19 protein-coding genes, 1 tRNA gene and 1 pseudogene are annotated in these 25472 nt (G+C 70.1%); 14 read left to right on the forward strand and 7 right to left on the reverse strand.

Features of this window, described 5'->3' with window-relative positions; genetic code table 11:
* Positions 1 to 545, reverse strand: a pseudogene (locus tag HA630_RS18865) (NADP-dependent malic enzyme); the annotation flags it as partial.
* Between the two features lie 149 nt (positions 546 to 694).
* Positions 695 to 1807, reverse strand: coding sequence for an ABC transporter ATP-binding protein (locus HA630_RS18870; RefSeq protein WP_166836782.1), 1113 nt, complete (start codon positions 1805 to 1807; stop codon positions 695 to 697).
* Between the two features lie 41 nt (positions 1808 to 1848).
* Between HA630_RS18870 and HA630_RS18875 the strand changes: the two genes are divergently transcribed.
* The 3 genes from HA630_RS18875 to HA630_RS18885 are packed head-to-tail and all read left to right on the forward strand — an operon-like array spanning position 1849 to position 7243.
* Positions 1849 to 3492 carry an iron ABC transporter permease gene (locus HA630_RS18875; RefSeq protein ID WP_166836784.1) on the forward strand — a complete coding sequence of 548 codons (1644 nt, stop codon included), beginning with the start codon at positions 1849 to 1851 and terminating at the stop codon, positions 3490 to 3492.
* Between the two features lie 50 nt (positions 3493 to 3542).
* Positions 3543 to 4523, forward strand: coding sequence for a TRAP transporter substrate-binding protein (locus HA630_RS18880; protein WP_208300173.1), 981 nt, complete (start codon positions 3543 to 3545; stop codon positions 4521 to 4523).
* Positions 4523 to 7243: a bifunctional diguanylate cyclase/phosphodiesterase gene (locus HA630_RS18885; protein WP_166836788.1), complete on the forward strand. Its 2721-nt coding sequence runs from the start codon at positions 4523 to 4525 to the stop codon at positions 7241 to 7243. Before HA630_RS18880 ends, HA630_RS18885 begins: the two co-directional genes overlap by 1 nt.
* A gap of 78 nt (positions 7244 to 7321) precedes the next feature.
* Here HA630_RS18885 and HA630_RS18890 read toward each other — a convergent pair whose 3' ends face one another.
* Complete coding sequence (locus HA630_RS18890) at positions 7322 to 8668, reverse strand: voltage-gated chloride channel family protein (protein WP_166836790.1); 1347 nt, start codon at positions 8666 to 8668, stop codon at positions 7322 to 7324.
* A 109-nt stretch (positions 8669 to 8777) separates the two neighbouring features.
* Between HA630_RS18890 and HA630_RS18895 the strand changes: the two genes are divergently transcribed.
* From HA630_RS18895 to HA630_RS18950, 11 genes are all read left to right on the forward strand, one after another.
* Complete coding sequence (locus tag HA630_RS18895) at positions 8778 to 9983, forward strand: integrase arm-type DNA-binding domain-containing protein (RefSeq protein ID WP_166836792.1); 1206 nt, start codon at positions 8778 to 8780, stop codon at positions 9981 to 9983.
* A gap of 637 nt (positions 9984 to 10620) precedes the next feature.
* Complete coding sequence (locus HA630_RS18905) at positions 10621 to 11001, forward strand: DUF2335 domain-containing protein (RefSeq protein ID WP_166836796.1); 381 nt, start codon at positions 10621 to 10623, stop codon at positions 10999 to 11001.
* Positions 11002 to 11313: 312 nt separating this feature from the next.
* Positions 11314 to 11565 (forward strand): hypothetical protein, encoded by a 252-nt coding sequence (locus HA630_RS18910; protein ID WP_166836798.1) that lies wholly within the window; start codon positions 11314 to 11316, stop codon positions 11563 to 11565.
* The gene (locus HA630_RS18915) at positions 11562 to 11810 is read left to right on the forward strand and encodes a hypothetical protein (protein ID WP_166836800.1); all 249 of its coding nucleotides are present in this window, start codon (positions 11562 to 11564) and stop codon (positions 11808 to 11810) included. The genes HA630_RS18910 and HA630_RS18915 overlap by 4 nt, the downstream gene beginning before the upstream one ends.
* The gene (locus HA630_RS18920; RefSeq protein ID WP_166836802.1) at positions 11807 to 12112 is read left to right on the forward strand and encodes a hypothetical protein; all 306 of its coding nucleotides are present in this window, start codon (positions 11807 to 11809) and stop codon (positions 12110 to 12112) included. The genes HA630_RS18915 and HA630_RS18920 overlap by 4 nt, the downstream gene beginning before the upstream one ends.
* A complete protein-coding gene (locus HA630_RS18925) occupies positions 12109 to 12471 on the forward strand; it encodes a hypothetical protein (protein WP_166836804.1) in 363 nt (120 codons plus the stop codon). Before HA630_RS18920 ends, HA630_RS18925 begins: the two co-directional genes overlap by 4 nt.
* Positions 12468 to 13511: a hypothetical protein gene (locus tag HA630_RS18930; RefSeq protein WP_166836806.1), complete on the forward strand. Its 1044-nt coding sequence runs from the start codon at positions 12468 to 12470 to the stop codon at positions 13509 to 13511. The genes HA630_RS18925 and HA630_RS18930 overlap by 4 nt, the downstream gene beginning before the upstream one ends.
* Before the next feature lie 192 nt (positions 13512 to 13703).
* Positions 13704 to 13928: an AlpA family transcriptional regulator gene (locus tag HA630_RS18935; protein WP_166836808.1), complete on the forward strand. Its 225-nt coding sequence runs from the start codon at positions 13704 to 13706 to the stop codon at positions 13926 to 13928.
* A gap of 233 nt (positions 13929 to 14161) precedes the next feature.
* Entirely contained in the window at positions 14162 to 14437 is a 276-nt protein-coding gene (locus HA630_RS18940; RefSeq protein WP_166836810.1) for a helix-turn-helix domain-containing protein, read from the forward strand.
* Positions 14434 to 14775: a PriCT-2 domain-containing protein gene (locus tag HA630_RS18945; RefSeq protein WP_166836812.1), complete on the forward strand. Its 342-nt coding sequence runs from the start codon at positions 14434 to 14436 to the stop codon at positions 14773 to 14775. The genes HA630_RS18940 and HA630_RS18945 overlap by 4 nt, the downstream gene beginning before the upstream one ends.
* 117 nt (positions 14776 to 14892) lie before the next feature.
* Positions 14893 to 17412 carry a DUF927 domain-containing protein gene (locus HA630_RS18950; RefSeq protein WP_166836813.1) on the forward strand — a complete coding sequence of 840 codons (2520 nt, stop codon included), beginning with the start codon at positions 14893 to 14895 and terminating at the stop codon, positions 17410 to 17412.
* Between the two features lie 728 nt (positions 17413 to 18140).
* On the opposite strand, the gene HA630_RS18955 is transcribed toward HA630_RS18950, so the two are convergent.
* The 4 genes from HA630_RS18955 to HA630_RS18970 form a co-directional block, all read right to left on the reverse strand.
* Positions 18141 to 18215 (reverse strand) — tRNA-Arg (locus HA630_RS18955).
* Positions 18206 to 22324, reverse strand: a complete 4119-nt coding sequence (locus HA630_RS18960; RefSeq protein ID WP_166836815.1) for a translocation/assembly module TamB domain-containing protein — start codon at positions 22322 to 22324, stop codon at positions 18206 to 18208. Before HA630_RS18960 ends, HA630_RS18955 begins: the two co-directional genes overlap by 10 nt.
* Before the next feature lie 68 nt (positions 22325 to 22392).
* Positions 22393 to 24282: a BamA/TamA family outer membrane protein gene (locus HA630_RS18965; RefSeq protein WP_166836817.1), complete on the reverse strand. Its 1890-nt coding sequence runs from the start codon at positions 24280 to 24282 to the stop codon at positions 22393 to 22395.
* Positions 24279 to 25466 carry a VWA domain-containing protein gene (locus HA630_RS18970; RefSeq protein WP_166836819.1) on the reverse strand — a complete coding sequence of 396 codons (1188 nt, stop codon included), beginning with the start codon at positions 25464 to 25466 and terminating at the stop codon, positions 24279 to 24281. The genes HA630_RS18965 and HA630_RS18970 overlap by 4 nt, the downstream gene beginning before the upstream one ends.
* Between the last annotated feature and the right edge of the window lie 6 nt (positions 25467 to 25472).

Below are 25472 nucleotides of genomic sequence, written 5' to 3' on the forward strand. Positions count from 1 at the left end.
TCCAGGCCGTTCAGCAGCGCGGCGCTGGAGATGATGGCGGTGCCGTGCTGGTCGTCGTGGAACACCGGGATGTTCATGCGCTCCTTGAGCTTCTTTTCGATGTAGAAGCACTCGGGCGCCTTGATGTCTTCCAGGTTGATGCCGCCCAGCGTCGGCTCCATGCTGGCGATGATCTCGACCAGTTTGTCCGGGTCGCGCTCGGCCAGCTCGATGTCGAACACGTCGATGCCGGCGAACTTCTTGAACAGGCAGCCCTTGCCCTCCATCACCGGCTTGGAGGCCAGCGGGCCGATGTCGCCCAGGCCCAGCACGGCGGTGCCGTTGGTGATGACGCCGACCAGGTTGCCGCGGCTGGTGTACTCGGCCGCCAGCTTGGGGTCTTGCTCGATCGCCAGGCAGGGGAAGGCCACGCCCGGGGAGTAGGCCAGGCTCAGGTCGCGCTGGTTGGACAGCGGCTTGGTCGGGTTGACCGAAATCTTGCCTTTGTTCGGGGAGCGGTGGTAGTCGAGGGCGGCGTCGCGCAGGGCTTGTTCGGCGGGGGTCATGGGTGGGGCAGCCTGTGATGATGGGGTCTGAGGACCGTGGGGCCGCCGTGGCGCGGCCCGGTCTGCGCGAAGTGTACCGCGCCACCCGGGCGCGGACGGGCACGAACGGGTGGCGGCCGGGGCCGTTCGGCTCGGTGCGGAGCCGCCGTTCAGGCCGGCACGCGCGGGGCCGCCGGCGCGGGTGGGGCCCCGGCGCCGGCGCCGCGTTCAAAGGTCACCACGTGGTCCACCGCCACGCGGATGCCGATCCACTCGCCCACGGCGTGGTTGTGGTGCGAGGGCACGTGGGTCATCACCGTTTCGCCGCTGTCCAGCCGCAGGGTGTACAAAAACTCGGAGCCCCGGAAGGCCTTGCGCACGATGCGCGCCTTCACCGGCGCGTCGTCGTCGTGAACGATGTCGTCGGCGCGCAGCAGCACGTCGCACAGCCCGGCCTCGTAGGCGCTGGGCAGGGGGCATTCCTCCACGTCCTGCAGCGCGCCCAGCGGGGTGTGGACCACCACCTCGTCGCCGCTGAGCTGGATCTGGGCCGGGGTGAACACGCCGTGGCCGATGAATTCCGCCACAAACCGCGTGGCCGGGCGGTGGTACAGGGCGTAGGCGTCGTCCCACTGGTGCAGGTGCCCCTGGTGCATCACGCCGATCACGTCGCCGATGGCGAAGGCCTCCAGCTGGTCGTGGGTGACGAACAGGGCGGTGGCGCCGGCGGCCTTGAGGATGCCGCGGATCTCGTGCGCCAGGCGTTCGCGCAGGTCCACGTCGAGGTTGGAAAACGGCTCGTCCAGCAGCAGCAGGCGCGGGCTGGGCGCCAGCGCGCGGGCCAGCGCCACGCGCTGCTGCTGGCCGCCCGAGAGTTCGTGCGGGTAGCGGCCCTGCAGGCCGTCCAGGCCGACCAGGGCCAGCACCTCCTGCACCCGGGCCTGGCGCTCGCGCGTGCCCAGGTGCTTGAGGCCGAAGCCCACGTTGCGCGCCACGTCCAGGTGCGGAAACAGGGCGTAGTCCTGGAACACCATGCCGATGCGGCGCTGCTCGGCCGGGGTGTGGGCCTGGGCACTGCTGACCACCTCGCCGCCGAGGCGGATGCTGCCACCGCTGGCGCGTTCCAGCCCGGCCACGGCGCGCAGCAGCGTGGTCTTGCCGCAGCCCGACGGGCCGATCAGCACCCCGATGTCGCCGGCCGCCAGGCCAAAGGACACGCCGTCCACCGACGCCTGGGCGGCGCCGGGGTACTGGATGGACAACTGCGAGACGGTCAGGAACATACGGCACATTGTAGATAATGACCATTCTCATTTGCGTTGATATGGCACAAAAACCTTCCCCGACCCTGGCCCGTGTGGGCGCTGCGCTGGCCCAGTGCGGCTTGCTGCTGTTTGCCGGGCTGCTGGCCCTGCCGGTGCTGGCGCTGGCCGCGTCGTGGTGGCAGTTCGACGCCGCCGCGCTGGACGTGCTGCGCCAGATGGCCGACACCGTGTTGCCGGAGTACGTGGGCACCAGCCTGTGGCTGTGCCTGGCGGTGGCGCTGGGGGTGGCCGTGGTGGGCATGGGCACGGCCAGTGCGGTGACGCTGTTCGACTTTCCCGGCCGGCGCGCTTTTGAATGGGCGCTGCTGCTGCCGCTGGCCATGCCGGCCTACGTGGTGGCCTACGCTTACACCGACTTTCTGCAGTTCTCCGGCCCGCTGCAGGTCTGGCTGCGCGCCACCTTCGGCTGGCAGGGCCGCGTCTTCCCCGAGGTGCGCAACACCTGGGGCGCGGTCTGGGTGTTCACCTTTTCGCTCTACCCCTATGTGTACCTGCTGGCCCGCACCGCCCTGAGCGAACGCGCCGCGCAGCTGATGGAGGCCGCCCGTCTGTTGGGCGCGCCACTGTCGCGCCGCATCCGCGAGGTGGCGCTGCCGCTGGCCCGCCCCGCGGTGGCCGCCGGTGTGGCGCTGGCGCTGATGGAAACCCTGGCCGACTTCGGGGTGGCCAGCTACTTCGGCATCCAGACCTTCACCGCCGGCGTCTACAAGGCCTGGCTGGTGATGGACAACCGCCTGGCCGCCGCGCAACTGGCCACCCTGCTGCTGGCCACCGTGGGCCTGCTGCTGTGGCTGGAGCACCGGGCGCAGCGGCGCCTGCGTTTCGTCAACAGCCGGGGCGGGCGCCAGAGCGGCGCGGAGGCCCAGCCGGCCCACCTGCGGCGCTGGGGCCTGTGGGCGGCCTGGGCCACCTGTGGTCTGCCGGTGTTGTTCGGCTTTGTGCTGCCGGTGGGGTTCATGCTGCGCCCGCTGCTGGGCGGCTGGGACGAACTGCCCTGGGCCCCGTTTCTGCAATGGGCGCGCAACAGCCTGTGGCTGGCCGGGCTCAGCGCGGCCCTGGCCACCCTGGCCGCCCTGGCGCTGGGCTTTGCCCAGCGGCGCCAGCCGGGCTGGCTCACCGGCGGCGTCACCCGCGTGGTGGGCCTGGGCTATGCCGTGCCCGGCGCGGTGGTGGTGGTGGGCCTGCTGCTGCCGGTGGGCTGGCTGCAGGCCGCCCGCCCCGACACCAGCGTGGGGTACTGGGTCACGGCCACGGCGCTGGGCATCGTCTGGGCCTATTTGGTGCGCTTCACCGCGGTGGCGCTGCAGTCGGTGCAGAGCGGCTACGCCCGCATCCCGCCCAGCCTGGACGATTCTGCCCGCATGCTGGGCACCACCGGCCTCGGGCTGATGGCCCGGGTCCACTGGCCGCTGTTGCGCCGCTCCACCGCCGCGGCCGCGCTGCTGGTGTTCGTGGACGTGATGAAGGAGCTGCCCGCCACCCTGGTGCTGCGGCCGTTCAACAGCGACACCCTGGCGGTGGTCACCTACCAGCTGGCCCGCGACGAGCGCCTGGGCGAGGCCGCGCTGCCGGCGCTCACGCTGGTGCTGGTCGGGTTGATCCCGGTCATTCTGCTGAGCCGGACCCTGCGCAGCCGCGTTTGAGCAGAGGCGAGTTTCGTGTAAGCTCAAGTCTGCTATTTCTGGAACATCGGATGCGCAGACGCACGTGGTTGTCGGGGGCCGCGGCCCTGGTTTCGACCGGGGCGGGTGGCGCATGGGCCCGCCCGGTCGGGCCCCGGGTGCTGACCCTGGGGCACCAGTTCCCCGCCGGCAGCATGCCCGACCGCATCGCCCAGCGCTTGGCCGAGCGGCTGGCGCAGCGCTCCGGCGGGGCGCTGCGGGTGCGCGTCGTCGGCGCGGCGGTGCTGGGCGACGAGCGCGAACACCTGTCGCTGCTGCGCCAGGGGGCGCTGGACCTGACGGTGGCCGGCGACGTGGTGGTGGGCAGCCTGGGCGACGCGTACCTGGTGGTGAACCTGCCTTTTTTGTACCGCAGCGTGGACCACGCCTTGCAGACCTACGCCAGCCCGGTGGGGCTGGCCCTGCGCCAGCAGCTTGACGCGGCGGGGTTGCGGGTGCTGTCCTGGCACTACGTCGGTACGCGCATGCTCACCGCCAACCGGCCCATTGCCCGCCCGGCCGACCTGGCCGGCCTGCGCCTGCGCCTGCCGCCCGACGCGGCCTGGACGGCCGTCTGGCGCCGGCTGGGTGCCGAGACGGTGCCCATTCCCTTCCCCGATCTGGCCGACGCCCTGCGCCTGGGCAAGGTGGACGCGCAGGAGAACCCGCCGAACTTTGTGCGCGCCGGCCAGTTGCACGCCCACCAGAGCCACCTGATGCCCAGCAACCACATGCCGCAGCGGCAGTTCGTGTTCGCGTCGGCGGCCCGCTGGGCGGGCTGGACGGCGGCCCAGCGCGAACTGGTGGCCGCCTGCGCCGACGAGGCCTCGGCCTGGGGCAGCGAACTGGCCCGGCAGGAGCAGGAGCGCGACGCGCGCTGGCTGGCCGAACCCGGGCGCTTGACCTGGGTGCCGTGGCAGGCGGACGGGCTGCAGCCCGTGCTGCGCGACGTGGCCCGGGCGCTGGGGGGGCCGCAGGGCCTGCGCCTGTTCGACCAGATCCAGGCCCTGTGATGCCCGGCCCCATCACCGCCCTGTGGCAACGGCTGGCGCGCCGACCCGGCACCCTGGTGTCGCTGTTGAACGCGCTGGTGCTGCTGCTGGTGCTGTCGTTTGTGGGCCTGCAGCGCTGGGACGAGTGGCACGGCGGCACCGCCCAGCTGCAACAGCAGGTGGAGGCGGTGGTGCAGCGCCAGGCCGGCGCGGTGGGCGACCAGCTCCAGGTGCAGAAACACCTGGTGCGCCAGCTGGTGGTCCAGATCAACCAGGCCACCCTGCTCAGCGGCGCCGGCCCCCAGGCCCTGCAGGACCTGCTGCGCCAGTTCGTGGCCTTCATCCCCGGCACGCTCGACCTGCTGCTGGTCCAGCCCAATGGGCTGGTGCTGTCGGGGGCCGGGGCGGTGCCCGGCGCCCACCCCCTGGCGTCTTACTGCCCGCGCTTCCTGGCCGAACGCGCCGCCATAGAAACCTCGCTGCTGTGGGTGATGCCCGCGGCCGAGCCCGGTGCCCGTTGCCCACCGGCCGGCAGCCTGGTGCTGACCTTTGCCCAGGCCCGCACGGTCGAGGGGGACGCCCAGGTCTGGCTGCTGCACGACCCCCAACGCTTTGTGCGGGAGCTGGAGCAGCAGTTGCGCGCCGTGCTGCCGCAGGCCCGCTACCGCGTGTGGGACGCCCGCAGCGGCGCGGCCCTGACCGGCGTGGTCGACCCGGTGGACCCGCGCGCCCTGGCCTTCCAGCACGCGGCCGGGGCCGCGGCGCCCGGCCAGAACGGCGGCCCGCACCGCACCGACTGGACCGACCCGGTCACCGGCCAGCGCCTGACCGCCGTGGGCCAGGCCGTGGCGGGCACCCCCCTGCGGGTGGAGGTGGTGTACGACGAGTGGCAGACCCACTGGCCGGTTTTCGCGCCGCCGCTGTGGCAGGCGCTGGGGCTCACCGCCGGCCTGCTGGCCGTCTGGGCCTTGCTGTCTCTGCTGATGCTGCGCACCATCCGCGCCGGCGAACGCGCCATCGCCCGCCAGCAGTGCGCCCTGACCGAAGCGGCCCAGCACACCCAGGCCATCCTCGACAACGTGATCGACGGCGTCATCACCCTGGACGAGGGCGGCCGGGTGCTCAGCTTCAACCCCGCCGCCGAGCGGATTTTCGGCCACGCCGCCGCCGACGTGCTCGGGCGCGATGTCGGGCTGCTGATGGCCGAGCCCCAAGCCGGGGAACACCCGCGCCACCTGGCGCGCTACCGCGCGACCGGGGTGTCGCGCATCCTGGGCAGTGGCCGCGAGGTCGAGGGCCGGCGCCGCGACGGCAGCGCCTTCCCGATGCACCTGGCGGTGTCGGAAATCGAGCAGGCCGGGCGGGTGATGTTCGTCGGCCTGGTGCGCGACATTTCCCGCCAGCGCCAGGCCGAGGCCGAGATCGAGCAGCTCGCCTACTACGACCCGGTGACCGGCCTGCCCAACCGCCGCCTGCTGACCGATCGCCTGCACCGCGCGCTCAGCGGCGCCGATGGGGGCCAGGGCATAGGCGCGCTGCTGCTGATCGACCTGGACGACTTCAAGACCCTGAACGACAGCCGTGGCCACGCCAGCGGCGACGAGTTGCTGCAGCAGGTGGCCCAGCGCCTGCGTGCCTGCGCCCGCGACAGCGACACCGTGTCCCGCTTCGGGGGCGACGAATTCGTGGTGCTGGCCGGTGGCCTGGGCGACGACGTGGCCCAGGCCAGCGCCCGCGCCCAGGCCCTGGCGCAGCAGGTGATCGGCATCTTTGCCCAGCCTTTCCAGCCGGCGGGCCGGGCCTACGCCTGCAGCGGCAGCGTCGGCGTGGCGTTGTTCGGCCACCCGCCGGCACTCAGCGGCGACGAGGTGCTGTCGCACGCCGACCTGGCCATGTACGAGGCCAAGCGCCGGGGCCGCGCCCGCTACCACTTTTACGACGCGGCCCTGCAGGTGGCGCTGACGGTGCGCACCGCGCTGGAGGCCGACCTGCGCCAGGGGCTGGCGCTGGGCCAGTTCCGCCTGCACTACCAGCCCCAGGTGGACGACAGCGGGCGGGCGCTGGGGGCCGAGGCCCTGTTGCGCTGGTGGCACCCGGAGCGCGGCGCGGTGTCGCCGGCGCAGTTCATTCCCCTGGCCGAGCAGACCGGCTTCATTCTGGAACTGGGCCACTGGGTGCTGCAGAGCGCCTGCGAGCGGCTGGCCGCCTGGGCGCGCGACCCGCAGCTGCGCGACCTGACGCTGGCGGTCAACGTTAGTGCCCACCAGTTCAAGCAGGCCGACTTTGTGCCGCAGGTGCTGCAGCTGCTGGCCCAGACCGGGGCCGAGCCGTCGCGGCTGAAACTGGAGCTGACCGAAAGCACCCTGGCCGAGGACGTGCACAGCCTGGTCGCCAAGATGGACGCGCTGCGCCGCCACGGGGTGCAGTTTGCGCTGGACGACTTCGGCACCGGCTACTCGTCGCTGAGCTACATCAAGCGCCTGCCGCTGGAGCAGCTCAAGGTGGACCAGGGTTTCGTGCGCCACCTGCTGGACGACGCCAACGACGCCGCCATCGTCCGCGCCATCCTGACCCTGGGCCACAGCCTGGGGCTGGCGGTCATCGCCGAAGGGGTGGAAACCGAAGACCAGCGCGGCTTTCTGCAGCGGCACGGCTGCCACCAGTTCCAGGGCTACCTGTTCAGCCGGCCGCTGGAGGCCGACGCCTTCGAGGCCTGGGTGGCGGCGCAGGGCTCGGCCTGAGCGTTACCCCGGCGTGGCCTGCCCCCGGTTGTGGCCTGGCGCGGCCGACGGTGGCTGGGCTTTGGCAGCCCAGGCCGTTCAGCGCGGCGGCGCGGGTGGGTCGGGCCGTTCAGGCGGTTTTTCCAAGGCTTGGGCCTCCGCCTGAGCCTCGGCCCGCCGGTGGGCCGGCAGGTCGCCCAGCGGGATGCCCTCGGGCGCGTGGCGGTGCTTGGCCTGGCCCACCCGCTGCGAACGGTAGATGCCGCTGTGGCCGGAAAACAGGTAGCTCACCACGCAGGCCGTGGCCGCGAACACGCCCACCTCGGCGCCAAACAGCTCCATCGCCATCAGCGTGGAGGCGATGGGGGTGTTGGCCGCGCCCGCGAACACCGCCACAAAGCCCAGCCCCGCCAGCAGGCCAAAAGGCAGGTCCAGCAGCGGCGCCAGGGCATTGCCCAGCGTGGCGCCAATGAAAAACAGCGGCGTCACTTCGCCGCCCTTGAAGCCGCTGCCCAGCGATGCCACCGTCAGCGCCAGCTTGGCCGCGGCGTCGTACCAGGGCACGGGCTGCTCGAAGGCCTCGACGATCACCGGGATGCCCAGGCCGACGTAGCGGTCGGCCCCCAGGCACCAGACGCTGGCGGCCACCGCCGCGCCGCCGGCCAGGGGCCGCAGCGGCGCGTAGGCGATGGCGCGCTTCATCCCGCTGGACAGGGCGTGGGTCAGTTCGGCAAAGAGCTTGCCCGTCAGGCCGAAGCAGATGCCAGCGATCCCCACCGCCGCCAGCACCCAGGGCGTCAGCCCCGGCACGGCGCCGATGGCGTAGTGCGTGTGGTGCACGCCCCAGAGCCGCCCGACCTGGTCGGCCACGACCGCGGCCACCAGGCAGGGCAGCAAGGCGTTGTAGCGCAGCCGGCCCAGCGCCAGCACCTCCAGCCCGAACACCGCCCCGGCCAGGGGCGTGCCAAACACCGACGAGAAGCCCGCGCTGATGCCGGCCATCAGCAGGAGGCGTCGGTCGTCCGGCCCCAGCCGGAACAGGCGGGTGAACTGGTCGGCCAGGGCGCCGCCCATCTGCACCGCCGTGCCTTCGCGCCCGACCGACGCGCCGAACAGGTGCGAGACGACGGTGCCCCCCAGCACCAGCGGCGCCATGCGCAGCGGCACCACCTTTTTCGGGTCGTGGATTTCGTTGATCAGCAGGTTGTTGCCCGCCTCCACCGACTGGCCGTAGCGCAGGTACACCCAGCCCACGGCAAAGCCCGCCAGTGGCAACAGCCAGACCAGCCAGCGGTGGGCGCTGCGGGTGTCGGTGGCCCAGTCCAGGGCGAACAGGAAGACGGCCGAGGCGCTGCCGGCCAGCACAGCCACCCCGCAGGCCAGCAGCAGCCACTGGGCGACGTAGCGCAACAGGTCCAGGAGGGCGGGGCGGTGCAGGAAGGGCATGCGGCTCACCAAGGTGGTCGCCGACAGGGATCACACTTCATAGGAGGAAAACGGGGAAAATCCCCAATGTGCCCCCAAATGTGCCCCCAACCCATCGACGGTGACCAGTATGAAGTTAAACGACGCGGCCTTGCGCAACCTCAAAGAACCCGGCAAACACTTCGACGGGGGCGGCCTGTACCTGGAACTGACCCAGGCCGGCGGCCGCTACTGGCGACTGAAGTACCGCCACGGGGGCAAAGAAAAGCGCTTGGCGTTGGGAGTTTACCCGGCCACTGGCCTCAAGCAGGCCCGGGAACTGGCCACCCAGGCCCGCAAGACCCTGGCCGAAGGCCAAGACCCCGGGGCGCTCAAACAGCAGGCCAAGGCCAAATCCAAGCACGAGGCGGCCAACACCCTGCGGGCGGTCACCGAGGACTGGCTCAAGCACCAGGCGACCCGCTGGGCACCCGTGACGCTGGCCCGCATCCGCGCATCGCTGGAGGCCAACATCTACCCCGAGCTGGGCGACCGGCCCATGGCCGGGGTGGCGCCGCTGGACCTGAAGCGGGCGGTGGCCAAGATCGAGGCCCGGGGTTCCGGGGACATGGCGGCCCGGGTGTTGCAACGCATGAAAGCGGCCTTCCGGTGGGCGCTGGTGCATGAGCGGATCGAGCACAACCCCATGCTGGACCTGGTGGGGTCCGAAATCCTCAAGCCCCGGCAGGTGCGCCACCGCCTGGCGTTGAAAGAGGCCGGGGTGCCAGCCTTCCTGGCCAAGCTGGCCGCCTACGAGGGCGACCCGCACACCTTGCACGCCCTGCGGCTGCTGGTGTTGACCGCCACCCGCCCCGGTGAGGTGCGGGGGGCACGCTGGTCCGAATTCGACCTGGCGGGGGCGCTGTGGGTCATTCCAGCGGACCGCATGAAGATGCGCACCGAGCACCGGGTGCCCTTGTCGCGGCAGGCCCTGGAAGTGCTGCACAGCATGCGGGCATTTTCTGGCGACCAGGAACTGGCCTTCCCCAGTCCGTTTTACCCGAGCAAGCCCTTGAGCGAGAACACCCTGAACAGTGCCCTAGCGCGTATGGGCTACAAGAACCAGGCCACCGCCCACGGGTTCCGGGCGCTGTTTTCCACCGTGGCCAACGAATGCGGTTGGAACCCGGATGTGATCGAACGCCAGCTTGCCCATGTAGAACGCAACCAGGTGCGGGCCGCTTACCACCGGTCCACCTACATGAAGGATCGCGCCAAGTTGATGCAGTGGTGGGCCGACTACCTGGACGGGCGCGAGGCAGGGAACGTGGTCAAGTTCTCCAGCCGGGCGGCCTGAGCCTGAAGCCCAGCGCCAGCCGTAAACACCGCCCAGCCAGGTAGGCCAGGGCGGTTTTTTTGCGCCTGCTGCGGGTGGTGGGCGTTTGCTTGGGCACCTTTCCCGCCAAAACACCGGGGACACCGGGGACAAACCCCCGAAAAGCCAGGATTTGTAAGGGTTTGAAGTGAAAAGGCAACCGGGGACAAAGCGGGGACAAACCGGGGGCAAAGTGGGGACGGTATCAGTATGTGAAAGAAATTCACTCATTCACACCTACAAAGCTACGGTTTTCCCTTCCCCCCCATGCCCTGGCCTGCCCGGTTTTGCTTGTGCGGACGTTGCCGGAAATGAGCGCGGGAGGGGCTTCCCCTGGCACACGCCATCCGGCCGGGGCGGGGGTGCTGGCGCTGCTGCGGCCATGGGGAACTATGGGGGGGTGGAGGGGTTCATAAGGGGCCCTGTGCTACATTCCCATTCACCATGAAACGCACCAAGTCACGCCAAACCGCATTCCTCAGGGCTGTCCTGAGCGGCTTCGGCTTGCCTGGCGAGGTTGAAAAGCGCCACCATTTCCGCACGGTGGCAGGGTCTGACTTGGACCGCATGCGTGGTGACGTTGAGCGCGTTGGGCGGGTGTTCGGTAGCGTTTTGCAGCATGAGCGGAAAAAAGCCGGTTCAGCACACCACGCCTAAGCCCGAGGCCACACGCCACCTGGTGGCGGCCAACTGGTCGGGCCCCCTACCGCCCCCTGATGCCCTGGCGCAGTTCAACGACATCATTCCCAACGGGGCCGAGCGCATCATGGGAATGGTAGAAAACGAACAGGCCCACCGCATCGACATGGATCGAAAAGCCATGCGGGCCGAGATTTGGGACACGCTGGGCGGCAAGCTGCTGGGGGCTGTGATGACCTTGGCGGCAATGGCTGGCGCTGTTTACACCGCGTACATAGGCGCTCACTGGGCGGTGAGCGTGGCCATTGTGGGTGTCCCCATCATGGCGCTGATTGGCAAGTTCGTCAGAGACAAGACATAAGACCCGGGCAGCGCCAGCCCGCCGCCCCTTGACACCCCGCCCCGGCGCCGTGCCATAATGGCCGCAAGCCGAAAGGCCCGGTGCTTGAAAACACCTTTGGTTCAGCGGTTGCAACCCCCACCGTACAGCGGGGTTTTGTCACGTCTGATTTCTGGGGCTGTGCACGCGTGTGCACGCTCCAAGGTTTTGGGCGGGATGGGCCTACCCGCAAGGATGGCCGCACGGCTGAACCCGTGTTTTCAACATCCCGTCCACCCGTTGCGCTTGAAAACGCACCGCGTGGGTTTGTAGTCTCGTTCAGGAGCCTCACCCATGGCCAATGCCATTGCTTTGGTGCGCCCAGCTGCACCGCCCCAGCCGACCCACGGCAACACCACCGACCCGGAAACCCTGCGCCTGCACGGCCTGGCTGAAAACGCCTTGGCCACGGCCTTGCACTGCCTGCGGGCGGTGGACTGCAACCCCACCAGGCTGCGCCTGGCCACCGCCCGCGCGGTGCGGGCCGCCACCCTGTTGAAACGCGCCAGCGAGGCCGCCAACCTGGCCGGGGAGGTGCAAGCATGACCCCGCACATTGACCTAGAGTGCCATGTGCAACCGCTGTTGACCGCCATTGAGTGGATAGGCCAAGCCAGCCACAAGCTGGCCGAACTGGAGGCGATTGCAGGGGGTGTGCCGGAGGTGAAACGGTGGTTTCGTGGCATCAACAACCCGGACCCGATCAACGCCGGTGAATTGATTTCCGAGGTGTCATGGGTGGCGCGTGACCTGGTGCGCATGTTCAACGAGTTGGAAGGAAAATCATCATGAAATCGATCGGATGGATCAAACACGCTGACGGCAGCGTGACCCTGGACAAAACCCGCCACCTGGCGGCCTTGGATGCCATGTGGGAGGCGGGGGCTTTGGCCCAAGCGTTGATAGACCAAGCCAACAGCGCCCGCGCCAGCGATGAAATGGGCGTGGAATACCCCCTTGCCGTGCGTGGCATGGCCGCCCGTCTGCTGGCGCTGGTCAAGGTGTGTGCCGTGGCCCTGGATGATTCGGTGCCCGATGTGGGCCAGTTGGCCGAAGAGCACCACCTGGCAACTGCTGTGAAGGGCCAGTCATGAGCACCCCCACCGCGCCCGCTACCGTGCCAGCCGGGCACGTGGACATTACCCCGGCCGGTTGCGATTTGTTTGCTCAGGCTGGCGCTACTGGCCCTGTGTTGCTACTGAATGCGGCGGCATCCCCTGAAATGCTGTTGGGCTTTGTGCATGGCCGGTGCCGTGAACTGCTGGCGCTGGCCAGCATGGCGGCCTGTGGCCGTGATGGCGAAGCCGAATTGCGGGCGGTTGCGCACCACCTGCGGGGCGGGCTAGAAACCGTCCTGGCGGGCCTGGATGCCTTGGCAGAACAGTTGCCCAGCGCCAGCCCTAAAAGCAGCGCCGGCGGCCACTTGGCGGCCGGGGTGCAGGTGCAGCCATGAGCACACACACCCGTGCCATCCAGGGCATGTGCACAATGACCATGCCCCAGCTAGGCCCGCGAACCGAAAAGCGGGAGTTCCCTGCCCGCCTGCTGGGGCTTTCTTTCGGGGGCGCATCCACGGGAATGCACATGGCAGCCAAGAACAAGCCCAAGGGACGGGCCGATAACGTCACGTCGATTGAACGCGGTAGGCTAGCCAGACTCAGCCTAGTGGTGCCTGAACCTGGGTGGAAGCCGCGTGGCCGCTACGGCGTGATGCGGACCCGCGAGGGCGCCGAGCTAGTGGCCTTGAATGACCTGGTGCACTGGATGGCGGACCGAGATGGTTTGACGCTTCAACAGGCCATTGCCAAGGTACTGGGCGCCCTGCAGCCCGCCGACTTGGAGTGCCTGCATTTCACCCAATACGAAAACCCAGCCGCTGATCCTGGCGAGTTGCGGGAGTGGGGATTTTGGGACGCCGTGCGCGGTGTGGATCGTGAGTTGGCGACACCGTTTGTTGATGATGGCAGTGGCTTCACCCAGTTTGCCCGTCAGGTGCCGTTGGCCTTGATGCTTGATGAGAGGGCGGGGATAGACGACAACGTGAGCCCAGAGCTTGCCGCCTGGAGGGCAAAGCCCGAGGCTGAGCGCCGTCTGTTCCTGTTGCGTGAGCGTGTACGGATTGAGGTAGCGGTTCGTGCGAAAAGGCCCGAGCCTGAAGCTGGCGTGGCCATTGCCGAAGCCTTCATTTCGATACTGGCAACACGGGCGAATAAGTTGTATGGATGGGGCGCGGCTGTGAATGCGGCGCCGGCTTCGGCCCCGGCCCGCGTGCTGGTGAAGGACCAGAAACCCGAATGGACCGGAAGGCGCATCCACGAGCGGATTGGCGAACTGGAAAAGCAAGGTCATGCCTCGCCAGTGGCCGCCGTGGTGTCTGAGGTCGGTCTGAGCGACCGAGAGGTAAGACGGCGGCGGGACGCCTACCTTAAGCCGGCATCACCGATGGGCAGAGTGGCCGAAGCGTTGAGGGCGCCAAAGAAGGGCGCGGCCTGACCTATCAGATCGGCAGCGTTTGCCGATCTTTGCCGCTTCCAATTTGCCCCATTGCTAGGCGCTGCGCGGCCTGGCGGTATGGCTGTTGCATCGGCAAAGCGGTGACTTGATCGGCGGTTTTGCCGGTCTTCCAATTCCTTCACGCCCCGCCATCGCTGTGACGGTCTAGGGCGGATACGAAAGGAACCGACCATGCAACTTGTCCACGCTCAAAAACCCGTTGTGCCCCGTGATCGCCTCTTGCGTCTACCCGAAGTGATGGTCTTGGTTGGCGCGTCCAAGACTACGATTTACGACCTCATGAAGGCCGGCAAATTCCCCGCCTGTACCAAGATCACCCGCCGCATGGCGGTGTGGAGTGAAGCGGCCGTGCTGACCTGGATTCAGGCCCGCATCACCGAAGGGGCCGTGCAATGACCCGGCCCCAACAAGGCCGTACAGCCCAAGAGGGTGACAACGTGTTGGCGGTGGTGGATGAAATCGTGCGCCAGGCAGAGGCCACCTTAATTGGTGGGCCTGGTCTTTGGCGGCCGGCGACGGCGACCGTGATGGGGGCTTACGTGGTGGGCGCTTGCCTGTTGGCCGCCGCCCGCATCGTGGCCCGTGCCCTGGTGCAGCGCCGCCGCCGCAGGGGGCGGTGAGGTGACGCCGTGCAAACGCCAGCACGCCCCTACAACGGCATTGCTGCCCAGCGTGCCGCCATCCTGGCCGCGCTGCAGCAAAGCCCCGCCACGGGTGCGCAACTGCAGGACCGATGCAACGCACCCGACCCCACGGCCCGCATTCACGAGCTGCGCTGTGCTGGCCACCAGATCGGCCGGCAATGGACCGAACACATCAACCCTGACGGCAGCGTCAACCGCGTGGCGCTGTACGTGCTGCGCAGCAAAGACGACCGGCAGAGCGAACTAGACCTGATCGCATGACCCCGCAAACCCCCATCACGCCCGAACTGATCCGCCAGGCGCTGGCCTTTGTTCCGGCCGGCCTGCCTCGCGACGAATGGGCGCGGGTGGGCATGGCCATCAAGGCGGAATACCCGGACGGCACGGGCTTTGACCTGTTCGACGCCTGGAGCGCCAGCGATGCCGACCGCTACGACAAAGCCGGGGTGCGCTCTACCTGGCGCAGCATCAAGCCCGGTGGCGGTGTGGGCGTGGCCACGCTGTTGCACTTGGCCAAGGAGCACGGCTTCACGCTGCCCAAGGCCGGCCAGGCACCCACCGCACCCACGCCTGCCGAGCTGGCCGAACGCGAGCGCTAGCGGGCAGAGCGCCAGCGCCAGGAACAGGCCGACACCGAGGCCCGACACGCCGCAGCCGCTGCCGATGCGCTGGCGCAGTGGGAGGTCGCCAGCGAGGCCGGCGCCAGCCCTTACCTGGTGCGCAAAGGGGTGCAGGCCCACGGGGTGCGCTTTGCGCCTGGTGGCGTGCTGCTGGTGCCTTTGCGCGATGCGGCCGGCACTCTGTGGAACCTGCAGCGCATTGCTCCCGAGAAACCCGCCAGCGGTGCCCCTGAAAAGCTGTTCGGCAAGGGTGGCCGCAAGTCCGGTTTGTGGCACCTACTGGGCCATGCGCTGGGCAACGCCGGCACCGCGCCGGCCGTGCTATTGGTTGCCGAGGGCTACGCCACGGCCGCCAGCCTGTTTGAGGCCACGGGCTATCCGGTGGCGGTGGCCTTCGATGCCGGCAACCTGCAACACGTGGCCTGCGCTTTGCGCAAGGCCCACCCGGCCGCGCTGCTGGTGGTGTGTGGCGACGACGACCGCGACACCGAGGCACAGACCGGCATCAACCCCGGCCGTATGAAGGCTAGCGCAGCGGCCCAGGCGGTACGCGGCCTAGTGGTGTTGCCCGAGGGCCTCCCCGATGGTGGCAGCGACTTCAACGATTTGCACCAACACGTGGGCGGTGCTGCCGGCCTCGATGTCGTGCGGGGGCTTGTGCAGGTCGCCATTGATTCCCACACTGCCCAACAGCAAGCCGCCCAGGACGCGAAACAGGCCAGGGCCAAGGGCAGGGCAGGGCCAGCCCCAACAAACGGCGCCAGCGGCCCACCTGTGCCGCCCGGTGCGCCCCCAGCTTCGCCGCCTGGTGCGCCTGCAGCGCCACCCGACAAGCCCGTGCCCGATTGGGACCGATTCATGGTGGTGGACGAAGGCGTGTTTCACCGAGGGGTGGACAAAGACGGCGAACCGACCAAGCCCGAATGGGTGTGCAGCCGCCTGGATGTGGACGCACTGACCCGCGACCAGGACGGCCATGGCTGGGGCTACCTGTTGAACTTTGCCGACCCGCTGGGCCGCCTGAAGCAATGGGCTATGCCCGCCCGCATGCTGGCCGGTGACGGTGGCGAATACCGCGCCACGCTGCTGGGCATGGGCCTGCGCATTGCCACCAGCCCACGCGCCCGCAACCTGCTGACGCAATACATCCAAACCCGCACGCCTAACGATTACGCCACCTGCACCGACCGCGTGGGCTGGCATGGCCGCGCCTTTGTGCTGCCGCATGAAACCGTGGGCGACGATGCCGAACGCATCGTATTTCAGAGCGAGAACGCCCAGGAAAACACCTTCCGTGTGAAGGGCACGGCAGAGCAATGGCGCGACCGCGTGGGCGCGTTGTGTGCCGGCAATTCGCGCCTTGTGTTCGCGGTGGCCTGTGCGTTTGCTGGCCCGCTGCTGCGCCCTGGTGGTGTGGAGAGCGGGGGTTTTCACTTCCGGGGTGACAGTTCCAGCGGCAAGACCACAGCCTTGAAGGTGGCCGCCAGCGTGTACGGTGGCCCCAGCTATCTGCAGCGCTGGCGCACCACGGACAACGCCTTGGAGGCCATCGCAGCCCAACACTGTGACGGGCTGTTGATCCTGGATGAACTGGCCCAGGTGGACCCCAAGACGGCCGGCGAGTGCGCCTACATGCTGGCCAACGAACAGAGCAAGGCCCGGTCCACCCGCAGCGGTGCGGCCCGTGCCCGTCTTTCCTGGCGCCTGCTGTTCCTGAGTGCTGGCGAACTGGGCCTGGCCGACCACATGGCCGAAGGCATGAAGCGCACCCGCACCGGCCAAGAAGTGCGCATGGCCGATATACCGGCCGATGCTGGCCAGGGGCTGGGGGCTTTCGAGAACCTGCACGGCCTGGACGGTGGCGCCGCTTTCTCGCGCCAGGTGGTGGGGCAGGCCGGCACCGTGTACGGCGCCCCCGGCCGTGACTGGTTGCAATGGCTGACCGAGAACGCCGACGGCCTCAAGGCCCGCATTCGTGAGGCTGCGGGGCGCTTGGCGTTGCAGATCGTGCCCGAGGCCGCCAGCGGCCAGGTGGAGCGCGTGGGCGCCCGCTTTGCCCTGGTGGGTGCGGCCGGTGAGTTGGCCACCACTGCGGGCCTGACGGGCTGGGCAGCGGGTGAGAGTGAGCGGGCCGCCCGTGCTTGCTTCAATGCCTGGCTGGCTGCCCGTGGGGGCATCGGCAATGGCGAGGTGACCGCCATGCTGCGCCAGGTGCGGCGCTTCCTGGAGGCGCACGGGGAAGGGCGCTTCACTTGGTGGCACCGGGCGGCCGACGACCACAACAGCAAGACCCTGCACCGGGCCGGCCTACGCCGCATGTTGAACGACCGAGGCGAGCCCATCAAGACCAACGCCGACCACCAAGCGGACTACGGCGAACGCATGCCGGCCGCGTTCGGTGAGGGCGTGTCGGTTGAATACTTCGTGCTGTCCGAGGTGTTCAAGGGTGAGGTGTGCCAGGGCTTCGACGCCCAGGCCGTGGCCGCCGTGCTGGTTGAACATGGCTGTCTGGTTGTCAAAGAGAAGGGCCGGCACAGCGTCAAGGAGCGTTTGCCCGGTGTGGGGCTTGCCCGGTGCTACCGCATCACTGCCAACATCTTTGACCTTGATCTGTAGGCCCTGTATGCGGGGCTTGCTGGGCCGCCGATAGGCGGGGCGGCCGGGGCTTTCTTCGCGCTGCCATTCTCGGTGTGTGAGGGGTCCAGCACCAAGGAACAGGACGCCCGGTCAGGTGCTGGACTTGTGCGAACGACCCCGAAAAGATTTGTCCCCGGTGTCCCCGGTCGATTTGGGTTTGTCCCCGGTGCTGCCGGGGACAGAATTCTTCAATTTTGACAAAGGCTTACACGGGTTTTTCGGATTTGTCCCCGGTGTCCCCGGTAAAAAAGAACAAGAGCCGAAAGAAAAAGCCCCGCGCCGGGTGACTGGCCGGGGCTTTGGGGTGCCTGGGTTGGGGCTTGCCGCGTGGCCTGGACTTGGTGACTGCCCCTGCGCCAGGTCAACCCCCACCCCCGAGGGGGGGAGTAAAAGTGTGGACGCCCATGGGCTAGACCGACCGGTGCCCCAAATTTTTGTGCGCGAGGGTTTTGGGAGGGGGGTACTCCCTGCATCGGTGGCCCTTGTACCGGCCTCGCATATGAAAGCCTGTGTTTGCAGACCTGGCGCCCCGCGGTGGGGCATCTTCACCGTGTGCCCCCATTTTCGGAGTTTGTGCCCCCCAATGTGCCCCCATAAATGTCCGGATTGTGGGAGACTCCAGCGGACGTACACGGAAGCGAAATAGAAACCTTACCAATGAGAAAAAGAAAAAGCCGGAAGGCTGCGAACGCTTCCGGCTTAAAGTTTGGTCCCGCCGACAGGAATCGAACCTGTATTTGCCGCTTAGGAGGCGGCCGTTCTATCCATTGAACTACGGCGAGGTCGGTGCGATTGTACGGGTCGGCTCTGGCGCGGCCGGGCGGTCGCCGTTGCGCGTTCGGGGCGGCAGTGCGCGCCCGTCGAAGGTGTGGGTGAAGACCAGGTCGATCGCGTTGTCGTCGCCGGCCTGGGCCCGCAGCGTCAGGTAGCGCGAGAGGTCGTAGAACACCGCCACCGTGCCCAGGGCGCCGGTCACGCTGCGGCTGTAGCTCACGTAGAGCTCGTTGGAGATGCGTTTGCCCAGCGTCAGCGCGGCCGCGCGGGTGCTGCCGTCCGCGTTGGTGGACTCGCCCTGCAGCGACAGTTCGTCCAGCCCCAGCGCGCGGGTCAGGCTGCCGTCGTTGGCGCTGCCGCTGCCGCTGAGCAGGGCCAGCGCCGCCTGCTGCAGCACGGCGGCCTCGGCGCCGGCGCCGCTGGCCGGGCGGCCCAGCACCAGCCAGGCCAGTTTTTCGCTGTCGGGCATGTCGGGTTCGGCGTACAGGCGCACGCGCGGGGCCTGGGCCGTGCCGCCGATGGCCACGCCCACCCGCTGGCTCGGGTGCGGTCGCAGGGCCAGGATGTCCAGCGTCGGGTTGTCCACCGGGCCGTTGAAGCGGATGCGCCCCTGTTCGATGTTGAGCGCCTGGCCGTAGGCGCGGTAGCTGCCGCGCACGGTCTGCACCTGGCCGGTCAGCTGGGGCGTGCTTTGCGGCGGGGTGGCGGCGATCTGCAGCCGCCCGCTCAGGTAGGTGTCGAGGCCCAGGCCGCGCACGCGGAAGTCGTCGCCCAACAGGAATTCCAGCCGCACCTGGGTGCGCACCGGGGAGCCGGCGCCGAAACCGGGCGGCCGCTCGGTGCCGCGCACCACCACGTCGCTGCCCAGCCGGGGCGTGGTTTCGTCGGGCAGCAGGAACAGGGCCTGGTCGGCGGTGAGCCGCCCGCTCAGGTCCAGCCGGGGGCCGCGCAGCTGGGCCTGCACGTCGCCCGACAAGGTCAGGCGCCGGTCGGCCCGGGCCAGCAGGCGCAGCCGTTCGGCCTGCAGCCGCAGGTCGATGGCCGGTTCGCGCGGGCCGGCGCCGGTGCCGGGCAGCAGCGGCCAGGTGGCCGTGCCTTGGCCGGTGAGCCAACCGCCGGTGCCGCCGCCGGCCCCGCGCAGGCGCAGCCGATCGATGGTCAGGGTCTCGCCGGACAGGCTGGCCTGCAATTCGCCGTCGCTGAATTCCAGCCCGTCGAGCAGGGAGCGCAGGGCCAGTTCGCTGGCCTGCAAGCGGCCCTGCCAGGCGGGCTGTTCGCGGGTGCCGGCCAGGGTGGCGTCGGCCTGCAGGCGGCCGCTCAGCCGCCAGCCCGGTGGGGCCAGCGACGACCACAGGCCGATTTGTGGCAGCTGCGCCTGCAGTTGCCCGCGCAGCGGCGCCTGGGCCGGCCAATTCCAGTGCGGGCGCTGGGGCTGGGGGGCGTCCAGCGTGGTGTGCAGTTCGGCCTGCACCTGCCCGGCCTGCTGGCTGTCCCAGCGCAGCCGGCCCTGCAGGGCGGTGCCGTCCAGGCCGACGGCCAGGCTGGCGGCCTGCAGCCCGGCGCGCAGCCGTTCGGCCTGCGGGCCGCTGCCGGACAGCAGGCTCAGGTCGCCGCTGGCGCGCTGCAGTTGCAGCCGGGCGCGCGCCGGGGCACCGCTGGCGGCCGCCGGCGTGAGCGGCAGGGACAGGTCCCACTGGCCGTCGAACAGCAGGTCGCCCACCAGCCCGGCCTGGGGCAGGGGGCCTTGCGGCGCGGCGTCGCTGCTCAGGGCGGCGTTGAGCCAGCTCAGCGCCAGCCCCTGCAGCTGACCCTGGCCTTCCCAGCGGCCTTGTGTCCAGCGGGTGGTGCTCCAGGCCAGGGTCAGCGGGCCGGCCGCCATCGGTGGCAGGGCGCGCGAGCCGCTGGGCACCGGCTGCAGGCGCAGGCCCCCGGGCTGCAGGCTCAGGTCGCCGTTGGCCAGCCACTGCAGCAGGGGCTGGCCGGTGGCCTCCACGCGCGCGCCCAAAGGCTGGGCCGCGCTGTGGGCCTGCAATTCAAGCTGCTGGACGCGGGCTTGCCCGGCCCAGCCCTGGGGGTCGCGCCGCAGCTGGCCGTCCAGCGCCAAGGTGTGCCGGGTCTGCCAGCGCCCGTCGCCCTGGCCCAGGGCGCTCTGGCCGCTGTGGCGCAGTTGCCAGTCGGTGCCTTGGCCTTGGCCGTCGGCCTGCCAGTCGCGCAACGCCAGGTCCAGCCCGGCAGGGTCGGCGCTGCGCAGTTGCGCGCGTGGCACGCTCAGCCGCAGCGACCAGGGCGCGGCCGGCCCCGGGCCACCGGGTCCGAACCAGGGTGGGGGGGTCTGCCAGTGGGCGTCCAGGCGGGCTTCGCCTTGCACGTCCAGCGGGCGCAGGGCCTGCAAAACGGGCGCGGTCCAGGGTGCCTGCGGCCAGGCCCGCTGCAGTTGCTGCACGGTCTGCAGCAGCCAGCGGTGCAGGGCGGTGGCGTCGCGCAGGGCGATCTGGGCCGCGCTGGTGCGGGCCGGGGTGGGGCCGGGGGTGGCGGCGATGCCGTCGAAGCGGGCGTTCAGGCCCGGCAGGTCCAGCTGGACCTGGCCGTCGAAGACCGGGGGCTGGGTTTGCAGGGTGCCGCTGGCCTGCACCTGGGCGTCCAGAGCGCGCAGGGCCAGCGTGTCCAGGGTGAGGGCGCCGGCTTGCCAGCGGCCACTGGCCTGCAGCTGCGGGGCGGGCAGTTCCCGGGCCGTGGCCAGCGGGCCGGCGGGGCGCAGCGCCAGGGTGGCGGTGGTCTGGGGCGCCATGGTGTCGGCAGGGCTGGTCGCGGCCTGTTGCGCTTTCAGGTCCAGGTCAAAGGCTTGCACGGCCAGCGTGCTCAGCACGGCGCTGGCGCGCACGCCCTGGGCCTGCAACGTGCCTTCCCAGGCGGCGGGTTGGCCGTCCGCCAGTCGCACCCGGCCCTGGGCCTGCAGGGTGCCGCCGGCGGCCTGGGCTTGCAGGCGCGGCAAGTGCCATTGCCCGGCTTGCCAGCGCAGCTCGGTGTCGAGTTGCGACACGGGCAGGCGCTGGCGGTCCCAGGGGCCGGGCAGGTCGTTGTGCAGGTTGCCGGCCAGGCGCCAGTCGCTGGTGGCCAGGGCCTGGGCGGGGGTGCTGGCGTCGGCGGGGGTGTCGCCGCTGCGCACCTGCCAGCGGCCGCCCAGGCGGGTGCGGGGCGCGCCGGGCCACAAGCTGGCCAGGTCCAGTTGCGCCAGGGTCAGGTCGGCCTGGCGCACGGGCAGCGGGGCCCAGGGCCGGAGCGTGGCCTGGGCCTGCAGCGCGGGGGGGGCGCTGGCGACGGCCGGCTGGGCGCCGGTGCGCACTTCGGCTTGCAGTTGCAGGGCGGCCTCAGGCCCGGCCAGGTTGCCTTGCAGCGTGGCGTCGGCCTGCAGGGGCAGCGGTGTGGTGTGGCCCGGTCGTTCGGCCAGCAGCCGCCCGCTCAGGGTGGCGTGCAGGGCCATGGGCGCCAGGGCCTGCACCCGGGCCTGCAGGGTGTAGTGGCCGCCCTGCCAGGCCAGTTCCTGCAGGTCCAGCCGGTGTTCGGGCGGGGCGTCGGGGGCGTCGCCGGGGCGGGTGTAGTCGTAACGGGCGCGCAGCGGGCCCAGGCGCACGGGGCGGTCGGTGTCCCACCACAGCGCGTCGATCTGCAGCCGCAGCCCGACCTGTGCCAGCCACGGCAGGGCCAGGCTGTCCGGGGGGCGCAGGGGCTCGGGGGGCTGGGGCGGGCGTTCGTCGCGCACGCGCAGCTGGGCCACGGTGGCGGTCTCCAGCGTGAGCCGGCGCTGCAGCAGCACCTCGGTCCAGAGCTGGGCCGGCCAGCGCAGCGCCAGCCCTTGCAGCTCCACCGTCAGGCCGTCGCGCTGCCAGCGCAGGCGCTCCACGGTGCCGCCGGTGCGCAGGGTGCCGCTCACGCCCTCGACGGTCAGCGGGCGCTCGTCGCCTTCGGCGAGCCAGTCGCTGGCCCATTGCAGGGTTTGTGTCAGCGACTGGGGGCTGGCGCTCCAGAGCCAGGCGCTCAGGCCCAGCGCTGCCAGCAGGGCCGCGGCGGCGCCCAGCAGGCCCAGCAGCCAGCCGGTGGCGCGGCCCAGTCCGGCCACGGCGGCCCAGCCGCGGCGCCGTGGCGGGACGGGCCCGGGGGCCGCTGGGGGCGGTGGCGGGTCGTGCGTCAAAACGTGAACCCCACGCTCAGGTGCAGCCGCAGGCGGCGGCTGTCCAGGCCGTAGGCCAGGTCGGCCTGCAGCGGGCCCACCGGGCTGTTGTAGCGCACGCCCGCGCCCACGCCCAGCTGGGGGTCGAGGTCGCGGGCCCGGTCGGCCACCGCGCCGGCGTCCAGGAAGACGCTGGTTTCCCAGGCGCTGCGCCCGCCGTCCAGCCACACCGGGCGCTGCCATTCCAGGCTGGCCACCGTCAGCAAGCGGCCGGCTTCCACCCCACCGCCGGCCAGCGGCACGCCGAGGGTGCGCAGGCCGTAACCGCGCACGCTGTTGTCACCCCCGGCCAGAAAGCGCTGCGTGGCGGGCACCGGGGTGTTGCCGCGGCTCCAGACGCCGCCGCCTTCCAGCCGCAGCGCCAGGCGGCTGGGCCGGGCGCTGTCGGCGGCCAGCGGCCAGTAGGCCTGCCAGCGGGCCCGGGTGCGCAAATAAGGCTGGCGCTGTTGCGACAGGGTGACGCCCAGCCCCAGTTCCACCGCCAGGCCGTGGCCGCGGGTGGGGGTGGTGAGGTTGTCGAAGCGCCGGCGCGTCCAGGCGTAGTGGGCACTCACCGCGGACTCGGGTTCGCCCACCGTTCCCAGCTCGGGGTTGTCCACCCGGGCGCGGTCGTACTGCAGGAAAAAGCTGCGGTCCAGCGCCGGGTCGTCCTGGGCCTGGCCCAGGCGCCACTGCTGGCTGCGTGTCAGCAGCGGGTCGTCGCGCTGGCGCTGGAACTGCACGCCGGTGATCCAGCGCCAGCCCCGTTCGTCCACCGGCGCGCTGAACTCGGTGCCCAGGCTGCGCGCATCGCCCTCCAGCTGCAGGCCGCTGACCGCGCGCCAGCCCAGGCCGGGCACCTGGTGGTGGGTGTGTTCCAGGCTCAGGCGGGGGCCGTTGTCGGTGCTCACCCCCACGCCGGCGGTGATTTTCTGCAACCGTGCTTCGCGCACCCGCACCTCCACCGGGCTGTGGGCCGGGTCGTCGCCGTCGCCCAGCACCACAAAGGCCGAGGCGTAGTAGCCGCTGTCCACCAGCCGCTGCTGGGCCGCTTGCAGCACCGCCTCGTCGTAGGGGGTGCCGGGGCGCACGCCGGCCAGCCGCACCAGGCGCTCGGCCAGGGCCGGGTCGTAGCGGCGGCTGCCGCGCACGGTCACCGGCCCGTAGCCGTGGGCGGCGCCGGAGTCCAGCTCCAGGTAGAGGTGGGCGGCCGATTGCGCGGCGTCGATGTCGGCCAGGCTGGTGGTGATCTGGGCACGCGGGTAGCGCTGGCTGGTGAAGCCGCGCAGGGCCCGGTTTTTCGCGCCGTCCCAGTCCGATTGCAGGAAGGGCTGGCCCACCGGCAGGCCCCAGCCGTCCTGCAGGCCTTGCCGCTGGGCCGCTGCGGCGGCCTCGGTCTGGGCGGCGCCTTGCAGCATCAGCTGCACGCTGGCGATGCGGGTGAGCGGGCCCGGCACCACCCGCAACCGCACCCGGGGCGGCGTGCCGTCGGTGTCGGTCAGGTGCAGGTCCACCGTGGGCGCGAAATGCCCGCGCGTGCCGAGCAGCTGGCGCACGTCGTCGGGCGTCTGGGCCAGCAGCCGCTCCAGTTCGGCGCGGCCCAGGTCGGGCAGGCGCTGGAAGCGCACCAGCTCCAGGTGGCGGCGCAGCAGGCCGTCGAAGGGGGCGGGGGCGTCCACCTCCAGCGCAAAGGCGTCGCGTTCCGCCTCGGCCCGGGTGGCCGCCGCGGGGGGGGCGGGTTCGGACGCGGTTTGGGCCAGGGCGCTGGCGCCGGTGCACAGGCTCCAAGCCAGGCCCCAAGCCAGCCAGGCCCGGCGTGTGGCAGGTGGCCGGGCCGCGCCGGTCGGGAAGGCGGGCCGGCGCGTCACTTGGTCAGGGTGCGCATGGCCTCTTCCAGCCCTTTCAGGCTGAGCGGGTACATGCGCTGGCCCATCAGCTGTTGCACGATGGCGATGCTTTGCCGGTACTGCCAGACCCCGGGCGGCTCTGGGTTGATCCACGCGAACTTGGGGAAGGCGTGGGTCAGGCGTTGCAGCCATTCGGCGCCGGCTTCCTCGTTGTTGTATTCCACGCTGCCGCCGGGTTGCAAAATTTCGTAGGGACTCATGGTGGCGTCGCCCACGAAGATCAGCTTGTAGTCCTTGTTGTACTTGCGGATGATGTCCCAGGTCTCGAACTTTTCGGCGTAGCGGCGGCGGTTGTTCTTCCAGACGTAGTCGTACACGCAGTTGTGGAAGTAGTAAAACTCCAGGTGCTTGAACTCGTTCTTGGCCGCGGAAAACAGCTCCTCCACCCGCTGGATGTGGTCGTCCATGGTGCCGCCCACGTCCATCAGCAGCAGCACCTTCACGTTGTTGTGGCGCTCGGGCACCATCTTGATGTCGAGGTAGCCGGCGTTGGCCGCGGTGGCGCGGATGGTGTCGGGCAGGTCCAGCTCCAGCTCGTGGCCCTCGCGGGCGAACTTGCGCAGCCGGCGCAGCGCCATCTTGATGTTGCGGGTGCCCAGTTCCTGGGTGTCGTCGTAGTCGCGGTAGGCGCGCTGGTCCCACACCTTCACGGCGCTTTTGTTGCCGCCTTTGCCGCCGATGCGGATGCCCTGCGGGTTGTGGCCACCGTGGCCGAAGGGTGAAGTGCCGCCGGTGCCGATCCACTTGCTGCCGCCCTCGTGGCGTTCTTTCTGCTCTTCCAGCCGTTTTTTGAGCGTCTCCATCAGCTCGTCCCAATCCATCTTGGGCGCGTTGGCTTTTTGCGGGTCGCTCAGCAGGCGCTCGATTTCTTTCTTCAACCAGTCGGCCGGTATCTCCTTCGTGAAGTCGGCCAGCTGCTCCACGCCCTTGAAGTAGGCGGCGAAGGCGCGGTCGAACTTGTCGAAGTGCTTTTCGTCCTTGACCAGCGCGGTGCGGGCCAGGTAGTAAAAGTCGTCCAGGGTGCAGGCGTCGGGCGTGCGCGGGCCCACCACGTCCTGCTGCAGGCATTCCAGCAGGGTCAGGAATTCCTTGACCGACACCGGCAGCTTGGCCGCGCGCAGGGTGTAGAAGAAATCGATCAGCATGGGGTG

The organism is Aquabacterium sp. A08 (assembly GCF_011742065.1).

Bases quoted from the DNA above. Each gene is read 5' to 3' on its own strand.
- HA630_RS18870 (WP_166836782.1), bottom strand. From the start codon at position 1,807: ATGTTCCTGACCGTCTCGCAGTTGTCCATCCAGTACCCCGGCGCCGCC.
- HA630_RS18875 (WP_166836784.1), top strand. From the start codon at position 1,849: ATGGCACAAAAACCTTCCCCGACCCTGGCCCGTGTGGGCGCTGCGCTG.
- HA630_RS18880 (WP_208300173.1), top strand. From the start codon at position 3,543: ATGCGCAGACGCACGTGGTTGTCGGGGGCCGCGGCCCTGGTTTCGACC.
- HA630_RS18885 (WP_166836788.1), top strand. From the start codon at position 4,523: ATGCCCGGCCCCATCACCGCCCTGTGGCAACGGCTGGCGCGCCGACCC.
- HA630_RS18890 (WP_166836790.1), bottom strand. From the start codon at position 8,668: ATGCCCTTCCTGCACCGCCCCGCCCTCCTGGACCTGTTGCGCTACGTC.
- HA630_RS18895 (WP_166836792.1), top strand. From the start codon at position 8,778: ATGAAGTTAAACGACGCGGCCTTGCGCAACCTCAAAGAACCCGGCAAA.
- HA630_RS18905 (WP_166836796.1), top strand. From the start codon at position 10,621: ATGAGCGGAAAAAAGCCGGTTCAGCACACCACGCCTAAGCCCGAGGCC.
- HA630_RS18910 (WP_166836798.1), top strand. From the start codon at position 11,314: ATGGCCAATGCCATTGCTTTGGTGCGCCCAGCTGCACCGCCCCAGCCG.
- HA630_RS18915 (WP_166836800.1), top strand. From the start codon at position 11,562: ATGACCCCGCACATTGACCTAGAGTGCCATGTGCAACCGCTGTTGACC.
- HA630_RS18920 (WP_166836802.1), top strand. From the start codon at position 11,807: ATGAAATCGATCGGATGGATCAAACACGCTGACGGCAGCGTGACCCTG.
- HA630_RS18925 (WP_166836804.1), top strand. From the start codon at position 12,109: ATGAGCACCCCCACCGCGCCCGCTACCGTGCCAGCCGGGCACGTGGAC.
- HA630_RS18930 (WP_166836806.1), top strand. From the start codon at position 12,468: ATGAGCACACACACCCGTGCCATCCAGGGCATGTGCACAATGACCATG.
- HA630_RS18935 (WP_166836808.1), top strand. From the start codon at position 13,704: ATGCAACTTGTCCACGCTCAAAAACCCGTTGTGCCCCGTGATCGCCTC.
- HA630_RS18945 (WP_166836812.1), top strand. From the start codon at position 14,434: ATGACCCCGCAAACCCCCATCACGCCCGAACTGATCCGCCAGGCGCTG.
- HA630_RS18970 (WP_166836819.1), bottom strand. From the start codon at position 25,466: ATGCTGATCGATTTCTTCTACACCCTGCGCGCGGCCAAGCTGCCGGTG.